The 20,705-nt window shown below is 63.6% G+C and carries 25 protein-coding genes; 10 read left to right on the forward strand and 15 right to left on the reverse strand.

Annotated features, from left to right (window positions below; all coding sequences use genetic code 11):
* Positions 1–15: 15 nt before the first annotated feature.
* A complete protein-coding gene (locus EEB15_RS02675; protein WP_141507962.1) occupies positions 16–993 on the forward strand; it encodes a tripartite tricarboxylate transporter substrate binding protein in 978 nt (325 codons plus the stop codon).
* 38 nt (positions 994–1,031) lie between these two features.
* Here the strand turns inward: EEB15_RS02675 and EEB15_RS02680 are convergent, their stop codons facing one another.
* A complete protein-coding gene (locus tag EEB15_RS02680) occupies positions 1,032–1,676 on the reverse strand; it encodes a glutathione S-transferase N-terminal domain-containing protein (protein WP_233259318.1) in 645 nt (214 codons plus the stop codon).
* Between the two features lie 88 nt (positions 1,677–1,764).
* On the opposite strand from EEB15_RS02680, the gene EEB15_RS02685 reads away from it, so the two are divergent.
* Complete coding sequence (locus EEB15_RS02685) at positions 1,765–2,718, forward strand: LysR family transcriptional regulator (RefSeq protein ID WP_141507963.1); 954 nt, start codon at positions 1,765–1,767, stop codon at positions 2,716–2,718.
* Between the two features lie 16 nt (positions 2,719–2,734).
* On the opposite strand, the gene EEB15_RS02690 is transcribed toward EEB15_RS02685, so the two are convergent.
* Entirely contained in the window at positions 2,735–3,412 is a 678-nt protein-coding gene (locus EEB15_RS02690) for a nitroreductase (RefSeq protein WP_141507964.1), read from the reverse strand.
* A 119-nt stretch (positions 3,413–3,531) separates the two neighbouring features.
* Here EEB15_RS02690 and EEB15_RS02695 point away from each other — a divergent pair, with 119 nt between their 5' ends.
* The 4 genes from EEB15_RS02695 (at position 3,532) to EEB15_RS34435 (ending at position 6,413) form a co-directional block, all read left to right on the forward strand.
* The gene (locus tag EEB15_RS02695; RefSeq protein ID WP_141507965.1) at positions 3,532–3,912 is read left to right on the forward strand and encodes a YbaN family protein; all 381 of its coding nucleotides are present in this window, start codon (positions 3,532–3,534) and stop codon (positions 3,910–3,912) included.
* A gap of 148 nt (positions 3,913–4,060) precedes the next feature.
* Positions 4,061–4,924, forward strand: a complete 864-nt coding sequence (locus tag EEB15_RS02700) for a fumarylacetoacetate hydrolase family protein (protein WP_141507966.1) — start codon at positions 4,061–4,063, stop codon at positions 4,922–4,924.
* Positions 4,925–4,990: 66 nt separating this feature from the next.
* The gene (locus EEB15_RS02705) at positions 4,991–6,226 is read left to right on the forward strand and encodes a Rieske 2Fe-2S domain-containing protein (RefSeq protein ID WP_233259319.1); all 1,236 of its coding nucleotides are present in this window, start codon (positions 4,991–4,993) and stop codon (positions 6,224–6,226) included.
* 64 nt (positions 6,227–6,290) lie between these two features.
* Positions 6,291–6,413 (forward strand): hypothetical protein, encoded by a 123-nt coding sequence (locus EEB15_RS34435; RefSeq protein ID WP_255466277.1) that lies wholly within the window; start codon positions 6,291–6,293, stop codon positions 6,411–6,413.
* A 54-nt stretch (positions 6,414–6,467) separates the two neighbouring features.
* On the opposite strand, the gene EEB15_RS02710 is transcribed toward EEB15_RS34435, so the two are convergent.
* From EEB15_RS02710 to EEB15_RS02740, 7 genes are all read right to left on the reverse strand, one after another.
* Positions 6,468–7,691, reverse strand: a complete 1,224-nt coding sequence (locus EEB15_RS02710; RefSeq protein WP_141507967.1) for an NAD(P)/FAD-dependent oxidoreductase — start codon at positions 7,689–7,691, stop codon at positions 6,468–6,470.
* Positions 7,688–8,011, reverse strand: coding sequence for a 2Fe-2S iron-sulfur cluster-binding protein (locus EEB15_RS02715; protein ID WP_141507968.1), 324 nt, complete (start codon positions 8,009–8,011; stop codon positions 7,688–7,690). Before EEB15_RS02715 ends, EEB15_RS02710 begins: the two co-directional genes overlap by 4 nt.
* A 38-nt stretch (positions 8,012–8,049) precedes the next feature.
* A complete protein-coding gene (locus tag EEB15_RS02720; RefSeq protein ID WP_141507969.1) occupies positions 8,050–8,274 on the reverse strand; it encodes a ferredoxin in 225 nt (74 codons plus the stop codon).
* A gap of 19 nt (positions 8,275–8,293) precedes the next feature.
* Positions 8,294–9,535 (reverse strand): cytochrome P450, encoded by a 1,242-nt coding sequence (locus EEB15_RS02725; RefSeq protein ID WP_141507970.1) that lies wholly within the window; start codon positions 9,533–9,535, stop codon positions 8,294–8,296.
* A gap of 44 nt (positions 9,536–9,579) precedes the next feature.
* Entirely contained in the window at positions 9,580–11,022 is a 1,443-nt protein-coding gene (locus EEB15_RS02730; RefSeq protein ID WP_141507971.1) for an NAD-dependent succinate-semialdehyde dehydrogenase, read from the reverse strand.
* A 102-nt stretch (positions 11,023–11,124) separates the two neighbouring features.
* Positions 11,125–12,099 (reverse strand): tripartite tricarboxylate transporter substrate binding protein, encoded by a 975-nt coding sequence (locus tag EEB15_RS02735; RefSeq protein WP_141507972.1) that lies wholly within the window; start codon positions 12,097–12,099, stop codon positions 11,125–11,127.
* 42 nt (positions 12,100–12,141) lie between these two features.
* Positions 12,142–12,900 (reverse strand): SDR family NAD(P)-dependent oxidoreductase, encoded by a 759-nt coding sequence (locus EEB15_RS02740; RefSeq protein WP_141507973.1) that lies wholly within the window; start codon positions 12,898–12,900, stop codon positions 12,142–12,144.
* 143 nt (positions 12,901–13,043) lie between these two features.
* Between EEB15_RS02740 and EEB15_RS02745 the strand changes: the two genes are divergently transcribed.
* Positions 13,044–13,727, forward strand: coding sequence for a Crp/Fnr family transcriptional regulator (locus EEB15_RS02745; RefSeq protein ID WP_141507974.1), 684 nt, complete (start codon positions 13,044–13,046; stop codon positions 13,725–13,727).
* A 15-nt stretch (positions 13,728–13,742) separates the two neighbouring features.
* Here the strand turns inward: EEB15_RS02745 and EEB15_RS02750 are convergent, their stop codons facing one another.
* Positions 13,743–14,711, reverse strand: coding sequence for a PDR/VanB family oxidoreductase (locus EEB15_RS02750; RefSeq protein WP_233259320.1), 969 nt, complete (start codon positions 14,709–14,711; stop codon positions 13,743–13,745).
* A 182-nt stretch (positions 14,712–14,893) separates the two neighbouring features.
* Between EEB15_RS02750 and EEB15_RS02755 the strand changes: the two genes are divergently transcribed.
* From EEB15_RS02755 to EEB15_RS02765, 3 genes are read left to right on the forward strand one after another with little or no spacing between them, the layout of a single operon-like run.
* Positions 14,894–15,346, forward strand: a complete 453-nt coding sequence (locus EEB15_RS02755) for a bacteriohemerythrin (RefSeq protein ID WP_141507976.1) — start codon at positions 14,894–14,896, stop codon at positions 15,344–15,346.
* Between the two features lie 3 nt (positions 15,347–15,349).
* Complete coding sequence (locus EEB15_RS02760) at positions 15,350–16,366, forward strand: YeiH family protein (protein WP_141507977.1); 1,017 nt, start codon at positions 15,350–15,352, stop codon at positions 16,364–16,366.
* 56 nt (positions 16,367–16,422) lie between these two features.
* Positions 16,423–17,574, forward strand: a complete 1,152-nt coding sequence (locus tag EEB15_RS02765) for a porin (protein WP_233259321.1) — start codon at positions 16,423–16,425, stop codon at positions 17,572–17,574.
* Between the two features lie 166 nt (positions 17,575–17,740).
* On the opposite strand, the gene EEB15_RS33935 is transcribed toward EEB15_RS02765, so the two are convergent.
* The 5 genes from EEB15_RS33935 to EEB15_RS02785 all read right to left on the reverse strand — a co-directional run bounded on the left by EEB15_RS33935 (position 17,741) and on the right by EEB15_RS02785 (position 20,648).
* Positions 17,741–18,157, reverse strand: a complete 417-nt coding sequence (locus tag EEB15_RS33935; RefSeq protein ID WP_199236434.1) for a hypothetical protein — start codon at positions 18,155–18,157, stop codon at positions 17,741–17,743.
* 225 nt (positions 18,158–18,382) lie between these two features.
* Positions 18,383–18,721, reverse strand: a complete 339-nt coding sequence (locus EEB15_RS02775) for a hypothetical protein (RefSeq protein ID WP_141507978.1) — start codon at positions 18,719–18,721, stop codon at positions 18,383–18,385.
* 97 nt (positions 18,722–18,818) lie between these two features.
* On the reverse strand, positions 18,819–19,661 hold the full coding sequence (locus EEB15_RS02780) for a dienelactone hydrolase family protein (protein ID WP_141507979.1): 843 nt from the start codon (positions 19,659–19,661) through the stop codon (positions 18,819–18,821).
* Positions 19,662–19,705: 44 nt separating this feature from the next.
* Positions 19,706–20,017 carry a hypothetical protein gene (locus EEB15_RS33570; protein ID WP_158289970.1) on the reverse strand — a complete coding sequence of 104 codons (312 nt, stop codon included), beginning with the start codon at positions 20,015–20,017 and terminating at the stop codon, positions 19,706–19,708.
* 37 nt (positions 20,018–20,054) lie between these two features.
* Positions 20,055–20,648 (reverse strand): hypothetical protein, encoded by a 594-nt coding sequence (locus EEB15_RS02785; protein WP_233259322.1) that lies wholly within the window; start codon positions 20,646–20,648, stop codon positions 20,055–20,057.
* Positions 20,649–20,705 lie beyond the last annotated feature (57 nt).

Genomic DNA, 20,705 nt, shown 5'->3' on the forward strand with positions numbered 1-20,705 from the left:
TCGAGGATTAACCCAATGAACAGATTCCGTCTGCGCCGCGCCATCGCGCTGGCTGCACTTCCCCTTGTGCTTGCCGGGCAAGCCGACGCACAAGACTTTCCGCCGAAAAAGCCCGTGATGATGGTGGTCGGGTTTGCTCCGGGCGGGGCGGCTGACGCGGCCGCGCGCCTTGTCGCCAGGAAGCTTGGCGAGAACATCGGCCAGAACGTCATCGTCGACAACCGCGCGGGCGCCGGCGGCAACATAGCCCACCAACAGGTGGCCAACGGACCGGCGGATGGGTCAATGCTGCTGTTCGGCTCAATCGGCCCTCTCACCATCGCCCCGCATGTGATGAAGGTGCCCTACGACCCGTTCAAGGATCTGGCCGCAGTGTCCGGCGGTGTGAACTTCCCGAACGTGCTCGTCGTGCACCAGGGTCTGGGCGTGAAGACTCTGGCGGACTTCGTGGCGCTCTCGAAGAAGAAGCCGGGCAGCATCGATTTTGCTTCGACGGGCGCCGGATCTGCGTCGCACCTCGCAGGAGAACTTTTCAATCAGCGTGCCGGCATCGACATGGTCCACGTGCCGTACAAGGGAGGCGCTCCCGCCTTGCAGGACTTGCTCGGCGGGCGGATCGCTTCCTACTTCTCGGCGCCGCCGACGGCATTGCCTCACATCGAAGCCGGCAAACTCATTCCACTGGCGACGACGGGTCCGACCCGGCCGGCCTACATGCCGAACATCCCGACCGTGGCCGAATCGGGTTACCCCGGATTCGAAGCGCTCAATTGGTACGCGTTCGTTGCACCGGGCAAGACACCCGCGTCCTTGCTCGATCGCTGGAATACTGAGATCGTGAAAGTGCTGAATGACCCCGGCGTGAAGGACGCGCTCAACAAGCACGGACTGACGCCGCAGCCCACTTCACGCGCGGAGCTGACCAGCTTCATGCAGAAAGAAGACACCAAGTGGAGCGCCATCGTCCGCGCGCGCAAGATCACCGCCGAGTGAGTGGCTCTGCCGATCAGCCGCTTGCGTGCGCGCTACCCCTAAGCAATTGACGCGTGCCGTGCGAGTTCGCGCGCGTACAGCTTCTTCTCATCCATGATCGCGCGCGCGACCGCCGGCCGCGCGTACATGCGCTTGAGGTAATCGCCTATCGCCGCGTACGGCTTCAGGTCCACCGGCGCGGCGGAAGACCAGTTCAGGATCGTCACCAGGTAAGCGTCAGCCACGCTGAAGCGGTCCAGCAAATAGTCGCTGGCTTCGAGGCGCTTGGCGAGCCACGCCAGCCGCGACGGCGCCTTGGCCAGCGCGTACGCGTGCACCGCCTCTGGCAGCTTCCGATCCAGCACCGGAACGTACAGCGCCTTGTGCAACTCGGTGCCGATGAAGCAGAGCCACTGTTGGAGTTCCGCCCGCCCACGCGCATCGCGCGGCGCGAGCTGTGCCTGCGGGTAGAGCTCCGCGACGTACTGCAGGATCGCCGCATTCTCAGTCAGCAGCGCGCCGTCTTCCAGCGCCAACGCGGGCACCAGGCCCAGGTCGTAGACCTCGCGGTAGTCGCGGCCGTCGGCCAGTACCCGCTTGGTCTTGGGATCGACTTCCACGAATTCGGCGTCGGCGCCGGCTTCATAAAGCGAGATGCGGGTGGCGAGCGAGCACGCCAGGGGCGAGAAGTAGAGCTTCAGCATTTTGGGTCTCCAAAGGTGTGTGTGAGCGCTGCGACTTTGACAACTGCCCGGCATTGCGTCCAGCGCAAACTTGGACTAGAGTGAATGCGTGCCACGCATACAAGCTCCAATCTCGCCGCCACGCCCCCGCCTGGATATCCGCGACTTGCAAGTCGTGCTGGCGGTCGCCGCGGCGCGCAGCACCTCGCGCGCGGCACCGGTGTTGCATCTGTCGCAATCGGCAGTGAGTCGCGCGTTGATGGCCGCCGAGGACAAGCTCGGTGCGCGCTTGTTCGAGCGGAGTGTCAGCGGCTTCACGGCCACGCCGGTGGGCGAAAGGCTGATCGCGACCGCCGGCCCCTTCCTCGCCCAGCTCGCGGAACTCGAGAAGGCCGCAATGCGGCCAGCGCCTGAGCCGGTCAAGGTGCGGCTCGTTTGCGAGTGCTACACCGCCTACCGATGGCTGCCATCGGCGCTGGTGGCGATGCGCAAGAGCCTGCCCGATCTCGAGGTGTCGCTCGCCGTTGAACACACCGGCGATCCCGTGGCCGCCTTACTGGCGGGCGAGGTCGACGTGGCGCTCATCACCACAAGCAAGGTGGGCAAGGGGCTGCGAGAGGCGCGCCTGTTCCACGACGAAATCGTGTTCGTGTTGGCCGACACGCACCCGCTTGCCCGGAAAGCTTCGATCACCCCCGCCGACCTGGCGGCACAGCCACTGATCTCTTCGACGCACACGCCCCCCGCGGAGCAGCAATGGTTCATCACCCAGTTGTTCCCGCGCAAAGCGCCGCCGCTTCAGATGCTGCACTTCCCGCTGACGGAGGCCGTCGTGGATGCCGCGCGTGCCGGCATGGGTGTTGCCGCGATGTCGGAATGGATGGCTGAACCCTATCTTGAGGCGCGAGGCCTCGTCTTGCGCAGGCTAAGCACTGGCCCGCTGCTGCGGCCGTGGCGCATCGCGTGGCGGCCGGAAGCGGGGGAATCGGCGCAGCGCCTGGCCGGCGCGCTCACCTCGCTGGCGCCGCGCAGCGTGGGCGAACGCCAGGTGTTCAAGGCATGAGGAGCCCCTCAGTGCTCTAACCGCCGAACCCGACGAACACAGTCGCTTCTGCAACGCTCTTGCGTTCGGAAACCACCGCATTGGCGGGAAAGGTCTCGTCAGGCCATCCGAGTGCGATGCTCTTCATGATGACCTGGTCATCAGCGATGCCGGCGTGTTCGCGCACCACGGGGGACTGCATGATGCCCTGGCTGTTGATCACACAGCCCAGGCCTCGCGACCAGGCCGCGTTGACGAGCGCCGTGCTCACCGCGCCGCAGTCGAAAGGCGTGTCGTCGCTGCCATCGAGTCCACGGTCGTAGGTGATGATGATGCAGACGGGCGCATCGAACTGGCGGAAGCCGCGCATGACCCAATCCTGGCGCATCGCCTGGTCGTCCCGCGCGATGCCCATCGCCGCGAACAGTTGTTTGGCGACACCGATCTGCCGTTCGCGATGTTGGCTCGCGAAGGGCTGGCCGGTGCGGAATTCGCGTGACTGAGGCACTCCGGCAGCCATTCGCTCCGTGTTGCCCTTGCGAATGCGTGCTAGCGGCTCGCCCGTGACGATGTAGAAGTTCCAAGGCTGTGTGTTCATGGACGACGGCGCCCGCATGGCGAGCCCGATGATTTCCTCGATCAGCACGCGCGGAACCGGATCCGGCTTGTAGCCGCGAATGCTGCGGCGGCCGAGGATGACGTCGTCGAACTTCATGTCGTTTTCCTGGTGACTGTTGTACGGATCAGGATCATAGGCACCGGTCCACGGCGTTGCTGTCACGTGCGCGCTGCAGCCGGTTGCGTGCATCTGAACGCGCAGGCAGAATTTAAAGGATGCTCAAGGCCTCGATCCGCTGGTTCTACTTCGCCCTGGCGATTGCGTCTTTGCTGCTTGGCATCGTCGGTGCCTTCCTGCCCATCCTCCCGACGGTCCCGTTCATTTTGCTCGCCGCGTGGGCGGCGGCACGCAGCTCACCACGGCTGGCGGCGTGGCTGGAAAGCCATGCCACGTACGGCCCCCACATCCGCGACTGGCGGGTAGGGGGCATCGTGAAGCGCAAGGCGAAATGGGCCGCAACCATAGCGATGGCTGCCAGTGCGGTGATCATCCTGGTCTTGGCCATCAAGCCATGGGCACAGGTTATGTCCATTGGAACCATGGTCATCGTCGGCGCGTGGCTGTGGCGCCGGCCGGAAGGGTCACCAGGCTCATAGGCTTCACCGCCCGGCCAGCAGACGACGGGCAACGGCGACGCAAGCAGGTTGCCCATAGCAACAATCACAACAATCGCCGCGCTTTTGGCGTTGCCTGGCGCAGTGACGCGGATGACACTTGCCTCTAGTCAATCACCAGAGGATCCACGTGACGAATGCGAATTTCAACCTTGGCCGCTACCTGTTCGACGGCAAAGTCGTTATCGGACGGCCGGATAGCGCCTCCATCGACATCGTCAGCGAAAGCGACGATCTTCCGCGCGTTCTCGCCTCGCCGGAATCCAGCAGCCAAACAATCCGGCGGATCCCGGCCGGCAGTGCCAGGATGCTGCCGCCGCTGGATCCGCGCGCCCGCGTTTTCGCCATCGCCATCAACTACCACGCCCACGGCGCCGAAGCCAAGGCGCTACCGCCCTCGCGGCCCCTCATGTTCTACAAAGCGCCTTCGAACTTTGTGGGCCATGGCGAGACCCTCAACCCGAACAAGCAGCTCACCGCCAAGTTCGACTACGAGGGCGAGATTGCCGTGGTCATCGGCCGCACCTGCAAGAACGCGACGCTGGAAAACGCCCTGAGCTTCGTGGCCGGTGTCTGCGCCCTGGACGATGGCAGTGCGCGTGACCTCAGCAAAGTGGCACTCGGAAATCCCGATACCGCGACGGTCTTGTGGCCCGACTGGACCGCCAACAAGGGCCTCGATGGCGGCTCGGCGCTGGGCCCCACCATCACTTGCGGACCGGACATCCTTACGGCGCTGCGCGAGCGCAGCCTGACGATCACCACGCGGCTCAACGGTGAGCAGGTGCAGAGCGAGAGCATGAAAGAGATGATCTTTTCGACCGAGCAGATCATTGCCACGCTGTCTTCTTACATGGTGCTGCTGCCCGGCGATGTCATCGCCACGGGCACGCCAGCGGGCGTGGGCGTCGCCCGCAACCGTTTCCTTGGCACCGGTGACCAGTTGGAGATCGAGGTCAGCGGTCTTGACGCGCTGCGCGTCAAAGTGGGCTGAGACATCCACTGAAGCAAAAAGCCATGCCCTGCAGCGGCACAACATCACAACGACACGAGTACCACCATGACAAACGCACTATCGAATCGCCCGGACCAGGATGGCGGCCAGACGCTATCCAAGGAACAAGATCGCTACCAGCAATTGACCGCCCGAATGGCTCAACTGGCCCAGACTTCGGCCGGCACGCCCATGGGCCAGCTGCTGCGCAAGTTCTGGCATCCCATCGCTCTTTCCAAGAGCGTTGCCCCCGGGCAGGCGCGAGAAGTCCGCCTGCTGGGCGAGGACCTGGCGCTTTACCGCGGCGAAAGCGGTAGCGCCCACCTGCTGGCCAATCGCTGCGCTCACCGGCTGACCAAGCTGCATACCGGCTGGGTCCAGGGGGACCAGCTGCGATGCATGTACCACGGCTGGAAGTACGATGCCCGTGGCCAGTGCGTCGAGCGGCCCGCCGAACGGCCCGGAAGCCACGGCAGCATCCGCGTGACGGCCTATTCCGTCCACGAGTATTGCGGCCTCATCTTTGCTTACCTGGGAGAGGGCGAGCCGCCGGTGTTCGACCTGCCGCGCAAGCCCCGGTTTGAGCAGGCAGGTGTCATGCTGTTCCCGCGTACGGAAACCTGGCCTTGCAACTGGCTGCAACACGCGGAAAATTCACTGGATGCGGTGCACGTGAGCTTTGCCCATCAGATGGGCAAGGTCGGGGTCTTCGGCGATGCCATCACCAGCGATATCCCGACGTTGAAATACGAAGAAACTTCCGCCGGCATTCAGCAGACCGCCGTGCGTGTTTCCAACGGCAAGTCCCAGGTCCGTGTCAGCGATTGGACCTTCCCCTACGGCAACCACGTTGCCATGCCGGCGGTCTACGAAGGCGGGCCCTGGATGGAAAGCGCGAACTGGATGGTGCCCATCGATGACACGCACACACTGCGCGTCTCTCTGCGCGCAGCGCCGTCGACCAATCCCGAGGCCGATACCAAGCTCCAGGACTACTTCGATGGCTGTGAGGACTACTGCGCCACGGACCACCATGACGAGCTGTTCGCCGGAATCTATCCGGACGATCCGCTGGTGCGCCTGACCAGTGCCCAGGACTACGTGGCCCTCATCGGCCAGGGCGCGATCGCCGACCGCGTGCACGAGCGGCTTGGCACCTCCGACCAGGGCATCGCGATGCTGCGCCGGATCATCGCGCGCGAGCTGGAGGCCATCCGCACAGGCGCGCCGACCAAGGAATGGTCCCGCATCGCCCAGCCGTCCACGCTCATTCAGCACACCGCGGAAAAAGTGACTGGCTGAGGAAGCGGGCCTGCCCGCAGCACGGGCAGGCCCGCTTGTCGAGCTGCGCCGTGCGCGCAATCACATGCAAGTTTTTTTAAGGAACGCCAGCGCCCTGGACGAGTTGAAAGTCAAGGCGACGCTGGCTTTCGCATTTGCGATGCGAGATCGCAAAGCCGACCTCGCCGCGCAGCACCGCATCGGTTGAAGCAGCGCTGCGCTTGCCCGGTGTGACACCAGGCAGGCCGTGCAGATTCCGAAATCAGGCCAAGGACTTGATAGCTGCCTTCAAGCCCATTTCAGCGATCGGTCGCAGTACGGCCAGCGTCGGGGCCGCATTCTCGGCAAGAAGCTTCTTGATGGCGACGTGATCGCTTGGACTGTTGATGGATTCGCCATAAACCAGTTTGCCGCTTCGCCAGCCAAGCACGCTGAAAGAGTTCGATTCAACGGAACCCGTCGGCAACCATTCCTCCACACGGTCGACGCGGCCGGCCATCTGAAGCCGAACGCCGGCTTGCAGGGTCCAGAACCATGGAACATCTGGCAAGGGAACCGTAGTGCCCGCAATCGTTGCTGCGACTCTCCGCGCATGGTCGGCAGCATTGCCGATGGATTCCAGCCTCGTGGCACCCCCTTCATCATCCATGAAGCGCGCGCAATCCCCGATCGCGAAGATGTCCGGATCCTTGGTGCGCAAGGTGCTGTCCACGACGATTCCGTTGTCGAAATCCAGGCCGAAATCCCTCACCCATCCGCCATTCGCAACAGCGCCAATACCCATCACCACCAGGTCCGCGTCGACGTACGCCCCATCCGACAGGTTGACCCGCGAAACCCGGCCTGATTGGCCGACGATTTCCTGAACAGAAGCGTTGAAACGGAACTCGGTGCCGGCATCTTCGTGCCGGGCGCGCATGTAAGCCGACGTGAACTCGCTGGCGGTTCGGGGCATCGGGCGTCCCGCGGTCTCCACGACCGTCACGGGAATGCCGCGTTTTGCCACGGATGACGCGATTTCCAGCCCGATGAAACCTGCACCGATGATGCCCACACTGGTGGCGCTGGCCAGATCGTCCCGCAGCGCGCTGGCCTGCTCTAGCGTATGCAGGTGATGCATGCCGCCCAATGAGGCACCTGAGAGCTGGAGTTTTCGCGGGCTGGACCCAAGAGCCAGCACAAGCGCCGAATACTCGAGGCTTCCGTTGCTGGTCTCCACGACCTTTCGGTCCCTGTCGATGCCGGACACCTCGCAGCCAAGCATCAGCTCGATGTTGGCGTCCACGAACGCGTCATGGCCACGTAGCGCAAGCTCGGTCGGACCGCCCGCCCCGTTGATCCACGATTTGGACATGGGGGGACGCTCGTAGGGAACAAAGCCACTCTTGTCCAGCACAGTGACGGGCCCCGAGTAACCGCGCTCGCGCAGGGCGAAGGCAACGTCGACGCCGCCATGCCCACCGCCGACGATAAGGACGCCGCTCATCGCTGAAACTTGGGAAGATGGATGACCATGTTCTCATGCTCCGGCTTGACGATGATCGCGCACGACAGCCGGCTGTTGGGCAGCCGATCGGATGCCGTGGCTTCGAGCATTTCGTCTTCGTCGACAGAAATCTCCGGCAGGGTGTGGAGAAAATCTTCGGCAACGTAAATATGGCATGTCGCGCACATCTGCTGGCCGCCGCATTCGGCATAGATGCCCGAGACGCCGTTGAGCTGCGCGGACTTCATCAGGCTGGTGCCGACCGTGCAATCGATGGTTTTCGACTTGCCGCTGGCATCTATGAAAAGGACGTTAGGCATAGCATTTCACTTCCATCAAAGTCAATTTACTCGGCAATTTACTTAGCGCTTTCGCGCGGCACCAGCTTCAGCGCGAGCTTGGGGCAGCGCCGAACGGCCATCCGGACACGCTCGAGCACTTCCGGTGTTTCGGGCTGAGCGACGATCCTCACCACGTCATCGTCTTCAGAGGGCTGAAAGATCGATTTCTCCATGCGCTGGCACACCCCATACCCGTCGCAGATCTCGGGGTCGACGCTCACGGTCCATTTTTGCTCGGTCATATTTGTCTCCTGATCGGATTCAGCGCGAAAGACGCACCTTCATCTGCTTGAAGCCATTCGATTGCAGCGACCGTTCGCGAATGGGGTCGGCAATGACCTCCGCATTGGGAAAGCGGGCAAACAGTTCCTGGAACAACACCCAGATTTCGCGGCGTGCAATATGCGCACCCATGCAAAAGTGGGGGCCCCCTGCACCGAAGCTCTGGTGCTGATTGATCTCTCGCGTGATGTCGAACTTGAACGGATCCGTGAAGAGGCGCGGGTCACGGTTGGCCGCGACAAACCACATACTGATCTTCTGCCCCTTCTTCATCTGGGTGCCTTTGAAGTCGATGTCCCGGGTCAGCACGCGACCCTGATGCTTGAGCGGAGTCGCCCAGCGAATGACTTCTTCCGCCATCGTCCGCTCCAGTGCCACAGGATCGCTCTGGAACAGACGGCGCTGGTCCGGGAACTGCGAGAACGCCAGCATCCCGTGCGAAAGCGCTGAACGCGTTGTGCCACTGCCGGCAGAGATCATCAGACCGAAATATCCGCCCAACTCTTCCTTGCCGATCGGTTCACCGTCGACCTGAACCTGAGCCAGCTCTGAAATCAGATCTTCCTTGGGGTCGAGCAAACGCTTTGCCGCGAGATTGACGCCGTACTCGCGAAGTTCATTGACGGCTTGCTGCGGGAGCTCAGGTTTTCCGACGTATTCAGGCTCATGCTCGGATCGGCCGATCGTCGACAACTTGAGCAGATGCGACCGGTCTGCGGGGTCGACACCGACCAGGTCGCAGATGATCTCGAAAGGAAGGACCGCTGCCAGATCGTCGACAAAATCGATCTCCTGTCCTTCGGACAGTTGAGATACCAGCCGGCGAGCGTGTTCTCGCACGGAGCCCTCCATGCTGCCCACCTGGCGCGGGGTGAACGCCTTGCTCACGCGCTTGCGGTTGACCGTATGGTTGGGCGGATCGAGTTCGATCAGCGCGCCCGTGCCGGGCCGGACCTTGGTGCCGGCATCGTGGTACACACGCACACCATATTTGCTGCTGAACGCCTCCCAGTCCCTGTCGACTTCGGCGATGTCTTCATGGTCGAGGAGCGCCCAAAAACCCTTGCCGGCCTCAGGATGCTCATGCCACGAAATCGGCCGCTTCTCGCGCAACAGCGCGAGTGCGCCATGGAAGTCGTCTCTCAGCCAGAAGTCGGGATCCCCGAGATTGATTTCGTCGAGGCCCAAAGTCGTTTCTGATCCGGAAGCTTGCGATAGCATTTTCTATTCCTTTGTTGACACCGTCGGTTGTTGCGCACTTGCGCTCAAACGCGCGCGGTGCGTTGCAGCACTGTTTTCGTGGTGGTGTAAGCCTCCAGGCTTTGCGGTCCACCTTCGCGCCCGATGCCGCTTTCCTTGACTCCACCAAAAGGCGTGTCGGTGCCCGGCATACCGAAGTGGTTGATCGACAGGGTGCCGCACTCCAGCTCACGCGACAGGCGTTCCGCCTCTTCCAGCGAGTTGGTGAAGGCGTAGGCGGAAAGGCCTACGGACAGGCTGTTGGCGAGGGTGATGGCTTCGTCCAGGTCGTTCACCTGCACGCACAGCGCCAGGGGGCCGAAGGGTTCGGTCGACATTGCCTTGGCCTGCGCCGGCACGTCGGCGAGCACCGTGGGCGCATAGAAGAAGCCCCGCTCGCCCACGCGCTTGCCGCCGGCAGCCACGCGTGCGCCACAGGCCACGGCGTCCTGCACCAACGCGTCGATGGCCTTGAGGCGCCGGTCATTCATCAGCGGCCCCATTTGAACGCCCGACTCGAAACCATCGCCCACGCGCAGTTCGCTCGCGACCCGTGCAAAGGCATCGACGAAAGCGGCGTAGGACTTGCTGTGAATGATGAAGCGCGTCGGCGAAGCGCAGACCTGTCCGGCCAAGCGCATTTTTGCGTTCCCGGCGAGGCGGCCCAGCGCCGCCGCATCCACGTCGGCGCCGATCAGCACCGGTGCATGGCCGCCCAGCTCCATCAGCACGGGCTTCATCACGGCAGCGGCCAGCTGGGTGAGATGCTTGCCGACGGCCACCGATCCGGTGAAAGTCACCATGCGGATGACAGGCGAGGCGATCAACGTCGAGGAAATCAAAGCGGGATCGCCGAAAACGAGATTCAGCACACCTGGCGGCAGGCCCGCATCGATGAAGCATTGCACGAAGGCGCAGGCAGCGCCCGGGGTCTCCTCGGCGGCCTTGATGACCACGGAGCAGCCCGCGGCGAGCGCGCCGCTGATCTTGCGGGCCGGAGAGCCGAGCGGCACGTTCCAGGGAGTGAATGCAGCCACGGGCCCGATGGGGAACTTCAGAATCATCTGCTGCATTTGCGGCCCGGCCGGAACCATGCTGCCGTACAGGCGCTGCGCCTCCGCCGCATCCCACTCGACGAAGGCTGCGGCACGCGCCACTTCATTGCGTGCGTCGGCGATGGGCTTGCCATTCTCCAACGTGATGATGTGTGCGATGGACTCGGCACGCTCGCGCACCAGTGCGCATGCCCGCAGCATCACCTGGGCCCGCTGAAGCGGCGGTGTGTCGCGCCAGATGGGGAAGCCTCGCTGCGCAGCGGAGAGAGCGAGCGCGAGATCCTCGGGCAGGGCGCCCGGGACGGTGCCGAGGCGGCTCTCGTTGCTCGGATTGACAATCTCTGTACAGGCGGGGCGGTCGTAGATCCACTGGCCGTCGATATGGAGCCCGATACGCGGATAGGTCAATTCCATGATGCTTTCTTTCGCAGGTGTAGAGACTAGTATTGCGACCGCCCGCGAGCATGGCAAGGATCCACTTTGAGCGATTGTCTGGTTTGTTTCGGTTTGATCGCCCTAGATCATTCCTTGCTCCTTCAGCACGGCCCCCCAGCGCTTGTATTCGCCCGCGACGAACGCCTGAAACTCGGCAGGCCCCTTCATCGACGACACGATGTTGGCGGATTGGGTGAACTGTGTCTTCACGTCTTCGCGCGCCAGGATCTTCAGCAGCGCGGCATTGACCTTGTTGACGACGTCCGGGGGCGTCTTCGCGGGCGCGAACAGGCCGAGCCAGTTGTAGGTGACCAAGGCCGGATAGGTCTCGCTGGCCGCGGCAACATTCGGCAAAGAAGCAATGCGCTTCTCCGAAGTGACCGCCACGATCTTGAGCTTGCCACTCTGATGGAATGAAAGACACGGGCCCAGGTCCGACACCACGCCATCGAGTTGGCCGCCAATCGCGTCGGTGATCGCCGGCCCCACGCCCTTGTAGGGAATGCTGTCGAAATTGCCGCCCGTGACTTTGGCCAGTTGTTTGATCAGCAGATCGAACGACCCGCCGGAACCGGACTGGCCGAGCGTCACCGGGCGCGTGCGGGACAGCGCCACCAGATCCTTCAAGTTGTCGATCTTCAAGGCCGGGCTGATCGCGATGGCCAACGGGTTCTTTGCGACCATGTTGATGCCCACCATGTCCCTGGGGGTATTGAATGCATCCCCCGGCATCGTCTGAGGCGCGAGGACCACGCTGGTTGGCGTGGCAAGCAGCAGGGTATAGCCATCCGCTGCAGCCTTGGCGACGAGCTTCGCGCCGATGACGCCGGTGGCACCCGGCTTGTTGTCGACGACGACAGGCACGCCGAGCACCTCCGAAAGCGGCCGCATGAGGACCCGGGCACCGAAGTCGACGGATCCGCCGGGTGGGGCACCAACGACCAGGCTGATCGAGCGGTTGGGGTAGGTGTCGGCTTGGGCGGCGAAGGGCGCGAGGCCCAGGAGCGATCCCCACGCAAGCAGGTCGCGGCGGGAAATTTCCGCAAAACGGGTCATAGTGTCTCCGAAGTTCAAAGTGTCTGGTTGCTGTACGGCGCGTCAGTTCATCGTGATGCCGCCGTCGACGGTCAGGTTCTGACCGGTGAGCATGCCGGCATCCGGTCCGGCGAGGTACAGCACCGCACCGGCGATATCGTCCGGCGAAATGTCGCGCTGCACCAGGCGCTGCAGGCGAATGTCGGCGCTCTGCTTTTCACGCGCCGCGCCACCCGCCAGGACGCCATCGCTCTGCGTCAGGCCCGGCGACACGGTGTTGACGCGCACGCCGAACGGTCCGAGCTCGCGTGCCAATGTGCGCGTCATGGCAATCACAGCGGCCTTGCTGGCCACGTAGTGCAGAAAACCGGCCGTGCCCCTGGCTACGACAGCGGAGGCGATATTGACGACGTTGCCGTGGCCGGCCGGCTTCATGTAGCGCGCGGCGGCGCGGCAGCAGTACCACACGCCTTCGACGTTGACGTTGAAAACCTGCTTCCATTCTTCGGGATCGATGTCCTCGAACGGCATCTTCGTGAGCGACGTGTAGATGCCCGCGTTGTTGACCAGAACCGACACGTCGCCGCAGCTTTCGGCGGCGAAAGCCATCATGGCATCGACCTGCGCGGCGTTGCCCACATTCACATCGAAACCCAGCGCGCCGCGGCCGAGCTTCTGCGCTGCGGCTTCGGAGCCACGCAGGTCGGCAATCACCACTCGCTGGCCCAGGGCCGCGAAACGCTCGGCAATCGCGTAGCCGATGCCTTGCGCTGCACCGGTTATCACGACCGCGCCCTTGTTGTCTGTCTTTACGTCGCTCATCGGTTCATTCCTTTTGTAGTCGCGTGGCTGCCCGCGCCCCAATGGCGCGGGCTGAAAAAATGACTGTAGTCCTCGGGTAAATCGAAGTAAATTGCAAAGATTGCCGTATTGTTGGCATCGCGCCGGGAAGGAGTCCGGTCCCAATGAATGACACCCTCGTACGGCTGGCGATCAAACAATCCGAACTCTTTGCCGGCTGGCCCGACGAAGCGATCGCTCGTCTCATCGCCAACGCCGTCGTGCTTGTCGTCGAGCCCGGCACCTGCGTCCATCGCACCGGAGACCCGGCCCAGTACCTGACCATCCTCGTTACGGGGTCGATGCATCTCGCTCGCGACATGCCGTCCGGGCGCAGCTTTACGGCAGGGATGCACCTTGCGGGCGAATACCACGGGCTGGGGCCGGTTCTCTCCCGTGTGCCGCACTTTTTCAATGCGACCTGCAAGGAAAAAACAGTGCTTGTCCGAATCCCCGCGGAGCTGCTGCGCGAAATGATCGCGAGCAACGGGCGCTTGTCGTTCTCCCTCTTCGCCGCGCAGGAGCGACGCCATTTCAGGGCCCTGAAGCTCCACGCCAGCGCCGCCGTCGACTCGATCCAGGCGAGGGTGGCCGGCCTGTTGAAATCCATCAACGCCCGCAGCCTGAGCAGCGCTTCCGGGGTCAATGTGTCGCAAGCCGAAATCGCGACGATGCTGGGCACGCGAAGGCAAGTCGTGAACCGGGCGCTGAAGGACATGGCGGCGGAAGGCGTGATCCGGGTCGAGTACGGCCGGGTCTTGATCCTCGACAACGACAAGCTGGCGCAGATGGCGCCGGACTCGTTTTAGCTTCGTCCACATCGTTTACAGATCCAGCGTCAGTTCCGGCGATCTCGCGCGGGAGCAGCAGATCAGCATCGTCTCCCCCGAGTCTTTCTCGGCATCGGAGAGGACCAGATCGCGGTGATCCGGAACGCCGCCCAGGACACTGGTCACGCAGGCGCCGCAGATGCCGCTCATGCATGAGTAAGAAACATCCACGCCGGCTTTCAGAACCGCGTCGAGGATGGATGTGTTGGCACCGACGGGAATCGTCTTGCCTGTCCTCGCCAGCTTCACGGTGAATTCCTGGTCGGTGGCCCCCGCCGGCTGCGGCACCGCCGGCGCCGCAAAGTACTCGCGATGCACCAGTGCAGGGTCTCGATCGGCGCACGCGGTTTCGAACGCCTCCAGCATGCGGACAGGACCGCAGCAGTACAGATGCGCGTAGGAGGGCGTTGACGCGACGATCGCCGCAAGGTCCATCCGCTTGCTGCTCATCCCGCCGTCATAGTTCATGTGCACCAACCCGCGCGCCCGTAGCGCGAGCTCGGCTATTGGTTCGGCGAACGCGGCGGCTTCAGGCGTTCGCGCGGAGTAGTGCAAGGACCAGGGAGCGCCGATCTGCGACAGGCGCTGGACCATGTTCCACAGGGGCGTGATTCCGATGCCGCCGGCGATGAACACCGAATGCGAAGCCGCTTCGGTCAGTGGAAAACTGTCACGCGGCTCGGAGATTTGCAGCACCTGCCCCACCCGCAGCTGGTCGTGCATGTAGCGCGAACCTCCTCTGCCGGACTCGTCGCGGTTCACCGCAATCGCATAGCGATGGCGTTCGCCCGGCGCGTTGACGAGTGAGTAGCTGCGCACCAGTCCGTTGGGAAGGTGCACGTCGATGTGGGATCCCGCTGGCGCGGTGGGCCATGCATGTTCACCCACCGGCCTGAAATCGAACCCGAGAACTCCGGAGGCAAGCCATTCGACCGAATGCAGCCTTGCTTGAAGTGTTTTCATAAGGCCCATTCTTGGCCACGCCAACGCCTGGGTCCAATCCTCACAAGGCGCAATCGTTGCCAAAGTTGCTATTGGCCGATCAAGCCCGCCAAAGGCAACAAACAGAACAGTCTCCCGGATCCGCTGCTTGCTTGAAGCACGTTCGCGATCAACACTGCCTTAACGCTGAATCACTTGAAACCATGGACACGCACAGCTTTGACCTCTTGGGCGACCCGATGCTCGATGACGACCATGCCAGGCTACTTGACCGGGTGCGGGCGTTGCTCGCATCGAGCGGCCGCGACGCGATGCCAGCGCTGAACGCCCTGCGTGTCGAGGCTCGCGAACATTTCGACCGCGAGGACGCCGAGCTGCGCAGCCTGGGTGGCAACAACGCTGCATGCCACCTGGACGAACATGCAGCGGTGCTCAAGTCGCTCGATGAAGTGCATGACATCCTCGGCGACGCCGCAACGCCGGCAGAAGCGGCCCAGCGCCTGGTTGCGAGCCTCACGCTCGAGCTCCTGCGCTGGCTGCCCGAACACGTTCGCGAAATGGATGCCGGGCTGGCTGCCGTACGCACCAAGGCGCGCTTCGGTGGGGCTCCGCTCAGAATCTCTCGCGGTCTTCGCTCACAAACGCCGGCGACCTGACCCATGGAAATCGCAGCGCAGTTGCAACGACCGTGGGCGGCGCGCGCTCGTGCCGTCACGCCGGGCTTGATAGCCTGCGCCGTCGTGGGCAGTGCCGCGACCTTCCTGTCGGAGCATTACGGCGCACCCGTGATGCTGTTCGCGCTGCTCCTCGGCATGGCGATGAACTTCCTGTCGACCGACGGGCCTTGCCGCCCGGGCATCGAATTGACGAGCCGCACCGTCTTGCGCATCGGCATCGCGCTGCTGGGCCTTCGCATCACGATGTCCCAGGTTGCCGGCCTCGGATGGGAGCCTGTCGCCCTGGTGATGTTCTCGGTCGTCGTGACCATCTCGGTCTCGATCGCCGCAGCCCGGCTCCTGGGTTTCAGCACGCACTTTGGTGTGTTGACAGGGGGCGCTACGGCCATTTGCGGCGCCTCAGCGGCGCTGGCACTGTCGGCCGCCCTGCCAAGTCATCCTTCGAAAGACCGGTCCACGCTTTTCACCGTGATCGGCGTCTCGGCATTGTCGACACTTGCAATGGTGGCCTATCCGTTGTTGGCCCGCGCACTCGGCTTCGATGCGAAGCATGCGGGTGTGTTTCTGGGCGCCACGATCCATGACGTGGCGCAGGTGGTGGGCGCCGGATACAGCCTGTCGCCGGAGGCCGGCGACATTGCCACGCTGGTCAAGCTGCTGCGCGTCGCCATGCTGCTGCCCGTGATCGTTATCACTGTGTTGCTCACTCGCTCCAAGGCGAATGCGGAGGCCGGCGAACGCCCGCCGCTTCTGCCCTGGTTCGTCATCGCCTTCGCCGCGCTGGTCGCGTTCAACAGCCTGGGCTGGGCGCCACCTGCATTGCAGCGCTTGGGCAACGACGCATCGCGCTGGTGCCTGGTCTTGTCCATCGCGGGCATCGGCATGAAGACCCACCTGAAGGACCTGGCAGCCGTGGGCTTCAAGCCCGTCGTCCTGATGCTGGGTGAAACCGTGTTTCTCGCGGGGCTTGCCCTCGTGCTCTTGCGTTGGCTGCCCTGACTCCCGCCATCTGCTCACCATCAAATTCAACTACTACCGACCCGAGGACAACCCTGATGACCATGACTTTTTCCGCTGACGCTCGCAACTCGCTCGGCACCATCGGCCTGGCTGCCGCACTGCTTGTTCCCGCGGCCAACGTTCACGCGCAGTCCAGTGTGACCATTTACGGTGTGGTCGACGCGGCGATCTCGAACTACCGTGCCACCGGCGCGGGCAGCCGCACGCAACTCATGCCAGGCGGAAACCAGAACAGCCGGCTGGGCTTCCGAGGCCGCGAAGACCTGGGCGACGGCATGTACGCCGGGTTCGAGCTCGAGGCGGGGCTTTTCAATGATTCAGGCGTCGGCCAGGCCTCCAACACCAACAACCAGGCTTCTGGTGCAGCTTCTACTCCGGCCGCCGCCGGAGGCCAGGGCCTGGTCTTCAGCCGCAGGTCATTTGTGACTCTGGGCAACAAGAGCTGGGGCGAGATCCGGCTCGGCCGGGACTACACCCCAGGCTTCTGGAACCTGTTCGCCTACGACGCGTTCCGAACCGGTGTTGGCCTTGGCGGCATCACGACGCAGGGCGGTGCCACAACAGTGTTCCGCGCGTCCAACAGCATCGGCTACTTCACGCCAGGTTGTTCGGCTTTCGTTTGCCAGGGCTTCTTCGGCCAAGCCATGTACGCCATGGGTGAGAACGCAAGCGGCGCCGCCAACTCCGACGACGGCACCTACACGGGTGTGCGAGTGGGCTACGGCGCGCCGAAATGGGATGTGGCCGCCTCCCACGGCGTGACGAAGAACGTGACTGCCGGCGACTTCACGCAGACCAACGTGGGCGGTTCCTACGATTTCGGCGTGGCCAAGCTGATGGGTATGTGGGGCGTGCACAAGACAGGCCTGCCGGTCGCCGCATTGGGCAATGGAACCAAGGCGCCTTTCTGGCAACTCAGCGCGACGATCCCGGTGGGGGCGGGGTACGTCCCAGTGGCCTATACCCGCGTGAATCGCAACGATGCACTCGACAGCAGCGCGAACAAGATTGCCGTCGGGTACGTGCACAGTCTCTCGAAGCGTACGGTGCTCTACACCACCTACGCAAGGATCAAGAACAGCGGCAGCTTCCAGATGCCGGTGAACTCAGGCGCCGAGGCGGGGCCCATCCCGGTTCGCGGCGGCACTTCATCCGGCTTCGACTTCGGAATTCGCCACGCGTTCTGAAGAGGATCCGCGATTCCCGGCGCATCGGCCCGACGACGACGACAGTGTTTTAGAGCGTGCCGCTGCGATTGCGGCGATCGCACTCGTTCAGCCCGCACACCACCGTCACCGCATGGGCGCGCGCGGCCTGGCACAGCGGATCCAGATCGTCACTGCCCAGATGGGGCTATAAAGGCGCAACGTTGTTTAACCAGACCGTAGACACGGTGCGCAACTCTTCTTCGACCTCGTAGCCGGTGTCTCGCGCGTCGAACAAGACCTTCTTCCTGGTCTGCGCCCGAACGAGCGCAAAAGCCTTGTCGACCCCACGGCTGTTGTCGAACATGATTGTCATGTCAGCAAGAGGGGCAGCGTGGGCGATAGCAGCCTGCGTCCTCGGGAATCTGTCGTAAAGCTTGTCCAGCGGCACGCCGTGGCCTTGCATGACATCGCGCCTGTAACGCACCCGGGCCACCGAAATCTCCTCAGAGACGAGCCCAACGAACAACAGAACGACGTAATAGCCGGACGCCTGCATGGCGCGGATGTCTGAGGCCTTGGACTCGAACGAGCCATCTGCGAGTTCGCGCCAGTGCGAGAACACTGTCTCGCAACTTCTGCGCCCATTTTGGCAAGGGCCGCTCTGGAAGGATGGACATGGTGAGCCTGTCTGCGTTCACCAGCGGCATCTTGGTGGCTTCAGCGAGCCGCTCGTACCATAGGGTGGATTTGCCAGAGCCGTTGTGCCCTGCCAAAACAAACGAGAGAGGCTTTTCGGTGGCAGCCGATGCTTTGGTGAGCAGCGTGCTGAGTGCCGGGATCCGCCGGCTCATCCGACGTTCTTGGCGGGAGTGAAGCGACCGCGGGTGAGTCGGCCTACGCGAGTGGTCCCATCGGAAGCCTTCTGGATCACCTTCGTCAGGTCAGCGGGATAGACGGCGTACGTATAGACACCTGGCTTGGTGGTGCGCTCCGCAATCCCCGGTTTGTCCAGCGCGGCACCGATTCGGCGCAGCAACTTTCCGGTCTTCTCGTCACGCTTGAGGATCGCCGGCTGGGCCCTATTCTTCCCATTCACGCTCATCAACACGAAACCAGACACTTCCACCACCGGCTTTGCCCGGCGGTGTGCAGGAGTTTGGCGTGGCTTCTCGGTTGCGCTGCTCATTGATGTCATTTTGCCACCAAAGACGCCGCCGGCGCCCGATTCACCCGAAGCTCAAACACATCCGGCCGCGCATAGTGCCCCGTCACATCGCGCGCGATCAGGCCAGCGCCGTCTTGAACGTCGCCAACAGCCGCGCCCACGCGCGCTCTGACTGGGCGGCGTCGTAGACCTGCGAGTCGGGCGGGCACCAGCCATGGGCGGCCGGGTACACCTCTACCTCACCGGGCAGCTTTGCGGCCTCGAGCGCGGTGCGCAGGGCGACCTTGGCTTGGGGATCTCTCTGGTCGTCGTTTTCGGCCACGGCGATGAGGTAGTGAGCCTTTGTCTGGGCGACCAGGCGATGCGGGCTGTCGGACGCAGGGGTCACCATGGCGGCGCCATGGAAGCTTCCGACGGCACCCACACGGCCGGGCGCCGCGGTCGCGGTGCGCACGGCAATCGGCCCGCCCATGCAGTAGCCGGTGGTGCCGATCTTCCGCGCCTTGTCCACCTCTGCCTGCGCATCGAGCCAGGCGACGAAGGCCTTGCCATCGCTCAGGTGCATGGCCGGCGTCAGGGCCTGCATCTGCGGCAGCACTTCGGAGATGGGCGTCTTGGCGCCTTGCGCAGCAGTGGGCGCCTTCTTCTGCCGATAGAAGGGGTTCACCACCAGCACGCTATAACCCGACTCGGCCAGGTGACGCCCCATCTGCCTGAAGGCGGGGCGAAGGCCGAAGATGTCGGGCCACACCAGCACGCCGGGCGCGGGGCCGGACGTGGGAGCGACGAAGTACGCGTCGCATGTGCCATCTGGCGTGGTGATGGTCACTTCACGCTCGGCCACGGTCACGGCATTGGCCACGCTGGGCAGAGCTGTCAGCACGCCGGCGGATGCGGCCCACGTAGCGAAGTCGCGGCGGGTGTATTTCTTGAATTCTTCCTGGTCGTTCAGATCACACATGTGGGTTACCTCTTGAAGATCGGGTGCATAGTATGGACGACCGGTTAACGCTGCGGTGCGGTCAGTACAGCACCCGCATTTGCACGCCGCTCTTCAGCGCGTAGTTCGGATCGGCCTGGTTGGAGTAGCCCCACCAGTCGAAACACGCATTCGGGTTCGTCGGGTCGGGCGCGGAGGTTGCGATGGTCGGGAAAGCTGTTGTCGTGTCGGCCTGAGGTGTGATGCCACTGCGCCACGACGATGAAGGTCACCATCCAGAACAGGCTGAGCCACAACGCGGCCCACCAACCGTGGCCTGCTTGTTCCAGTCCCTCGCGCAGCGCTGACCGCAGCACGATCACGCCGAAGAGTGGCACTCGATGAAGGCACTTGAGTGAATCTCAGGCACGGGCGTCAGGCCACCAGCGCGAGATACTCCTGTCGCGTCTGCGGCAACACGGCCCCTACGAGTTGCTCGTGAGACGTGCGATGGGTGGCCAGCATGCGGGCCGATGCCACGGACTTCGACCGGCAATACCAGTGGCAGGTGTGCTGCATCAGGAGCATCTCGGCCAGGATGGCGAAGGCGCGGTCCTTCGGCGAGGCGCCCTGTTCTTCGACGGAACGGCAGATGCCGCGGGAGTGCACGCGCAGCGCCTCGCGCATGTCGAAGGACCTGTCCAACGCGGGCGAGCGGGGAAGCCAGATGGGGAACTTGCTCACGCGCGTGGCGGTAGGCTCGACGCCCGCGAAGTCCTCCGCGAGCTTGAGGACCTCCCGGCACAAGACATCCTCGGTCCCGCGCAGCACGCGCCAGACCTGCTCGCTGCGGGCGGGGTCCGATTCGCCCAGGGCACGCGAGTAGCCCTGCGAGAGCGTCTCGATGTTCTTTTCGATGTCGTGGCCGGACAGGTAGCGGGCCAGGATGGCGATGCGCCGTTGCTGCTGCCGGGTCCTGGCGACCCACAAGGCGACCATCGCAATGGGCAGGAGAAGAAGGAGTTCCACCCGGCCGATAGTACACAGGCTGTCCGCAAAGGGCCGCGGCCGGCTGAGGTTTGGAGG

Origin of the sequence: Ramlibacter sp. WS9 (genome assembly GCF_003797765.1) — a bacterium.
Classification (GTDB): Bacteria; Pseudomonadota; Gammaproteobacteria; order Burkholderiales; family Burkholderiaceae_C; genus Ramlibacter.

Excerpts from the sequence above, each read along its gene's own strand:
- EEB15_RS02740 (WP_141507973.1), bottom strand. The coding sequence starts at position 12,900 with ATGAGCGACGTAAAGACAGACAACAAGGGCGCGGTCGTGATAACCGGT.
- EEB15_RS02690 (WP_141507964.1), bottom strand. The coding sequence starts at position 3,412 with ATGAAGTTCGACGACGTCATCCTCGGCCGCCGCAGCATTCGCGGCTAC.
- EEB15_RS02775 (WP_141507978.1), bottom strand. The coding sequence starts at position 18,721 with ATGAGCAGCGCAACCGAGAAGCCACGCCAAACTCCTGCACACCGCCGG.
- EEB15_RS02745 (WP_141507974.1), top strand. The coding sequence starts at position 13,044 with ATGAATGACACCCTCGTACGGCTGGCGATCAAACAATCCGAACTCTTT.
- EEB15_RS02725 (WP_141507970.1), bottom strand. The coding sequence starts at position 9,535 with ATGCTATCGCAAGCTTCCGGATCAGAAACGACTTTGGGCCTCGACGAA.
- EEB15_RS02735 (WP_141507972.1), bottom strand. The coding sequence starts at position 12,099 with ATGACCCGTTTTGCGGAAATTTCCCGCCGCGACCTGCTTGCGTGGGGA.
- EEB15_RS02695 (WP_141507965.1), top strand. The coding sequence starts at position 3,532 with ATGCTCAAGGCCTCGATCCGCTGGTTCTACTTCGCCCTGGCGATTGCG.
- EEB15_RS02760 (WP_141507977.1), top strand. The coding sequence starts at position 15,350 with ATGGAAATCGCAGCGCAGTTGCAACGACCGTGGGCGGCGCGCGCTCGT.
- EEB15_RS02675 (WP_141507962.1), top strand. The coding sequence starts at position 16 with ATGAACAGATTCCGTCTGCGCCGCGCCATCGCGCTGGCTGCACTTCCC.
- EEB15_RS02750 (WP_233259320.1), bottom strand. The coding sequence starts at position 14,711 with ATGAAAACACTTCAAGCAAGGCTGCATTCGGTCGAATGGCTTGCCTCC.
- EEB15_RS02780 (WP_141507979.1), bottom strand. The coding sequence starts at position 19,661 with ATGTGTGATCTGAACGACCAGGAAGAATTCAAGAAATACACCCGCCGC.
- EEB15_RS02715 (WP_141507968.1), bottom strand. The coding sequence starts at position 8,011 with ATGCCTAACGTCCTTTTCATAGATGCCAGCGGCAAGTCGAAAACCATC.
- EEB15_RS02765 (WP_233259321.1), top strand. The coding sequence starts at position 16,423 with ATGACCATGACTTTTTCCGCTGACGCTCGCAACTCGCTCGGCACCATC.
- EEB15_RS02680 (WP_233259318.1), bottom strand. The coding sequence starts at position 1,676 with ATGCTGAAGCTCTACTTCTCGCCCCTGGCGTGCTCGCTCGCCACCCGC.
- EEB15_RS02755 (WP_141507976.1), top strand. The coding sequence starts at position 14,894 with ATGGACACGCACAGCTTTGACCTCTTGGGCGACCCGATGCTCGATGAC.
- EEB15_RS02730 (WP_141507971.1), bottom strand. The coding sequence starts at position 11,022 with ATGGAATTGACCTATCCGCGTATCGGGCTCCATATCGACGGCCAGTGG.
- EEB15_RS02720 (WP_141507969.1), bottom strand. The coding sequence starts at position 8,274 with ATGACCGAGCAAAAATGGACCGTGAGCGTCGACCCCGAGATCTGCGAC.
- EEB15_RS02710 (WP_141507967.1), bottom strand. The coding sequence starts at position 7,691 with ATGAGCGGCGTCCTTATCGTCGGCGGTGGGCATGGCGGCGTCGACGTT.
- EEB15_RS02705 (WP_233259319.1), top strand. The coding sequence starts at position 4,991 with ATGACAAACGCACTATCGAATCGCCCGGACCAGGATGGCGGCCAGACG.
- EEB15_RS34435 (WP_255466277.1), top strand. The coding sequence starts at position 6,291 with ATGCAAGTTTTTTTAAGGAACGCCAGCGCCCTGGACGAGTTGAAAGTC.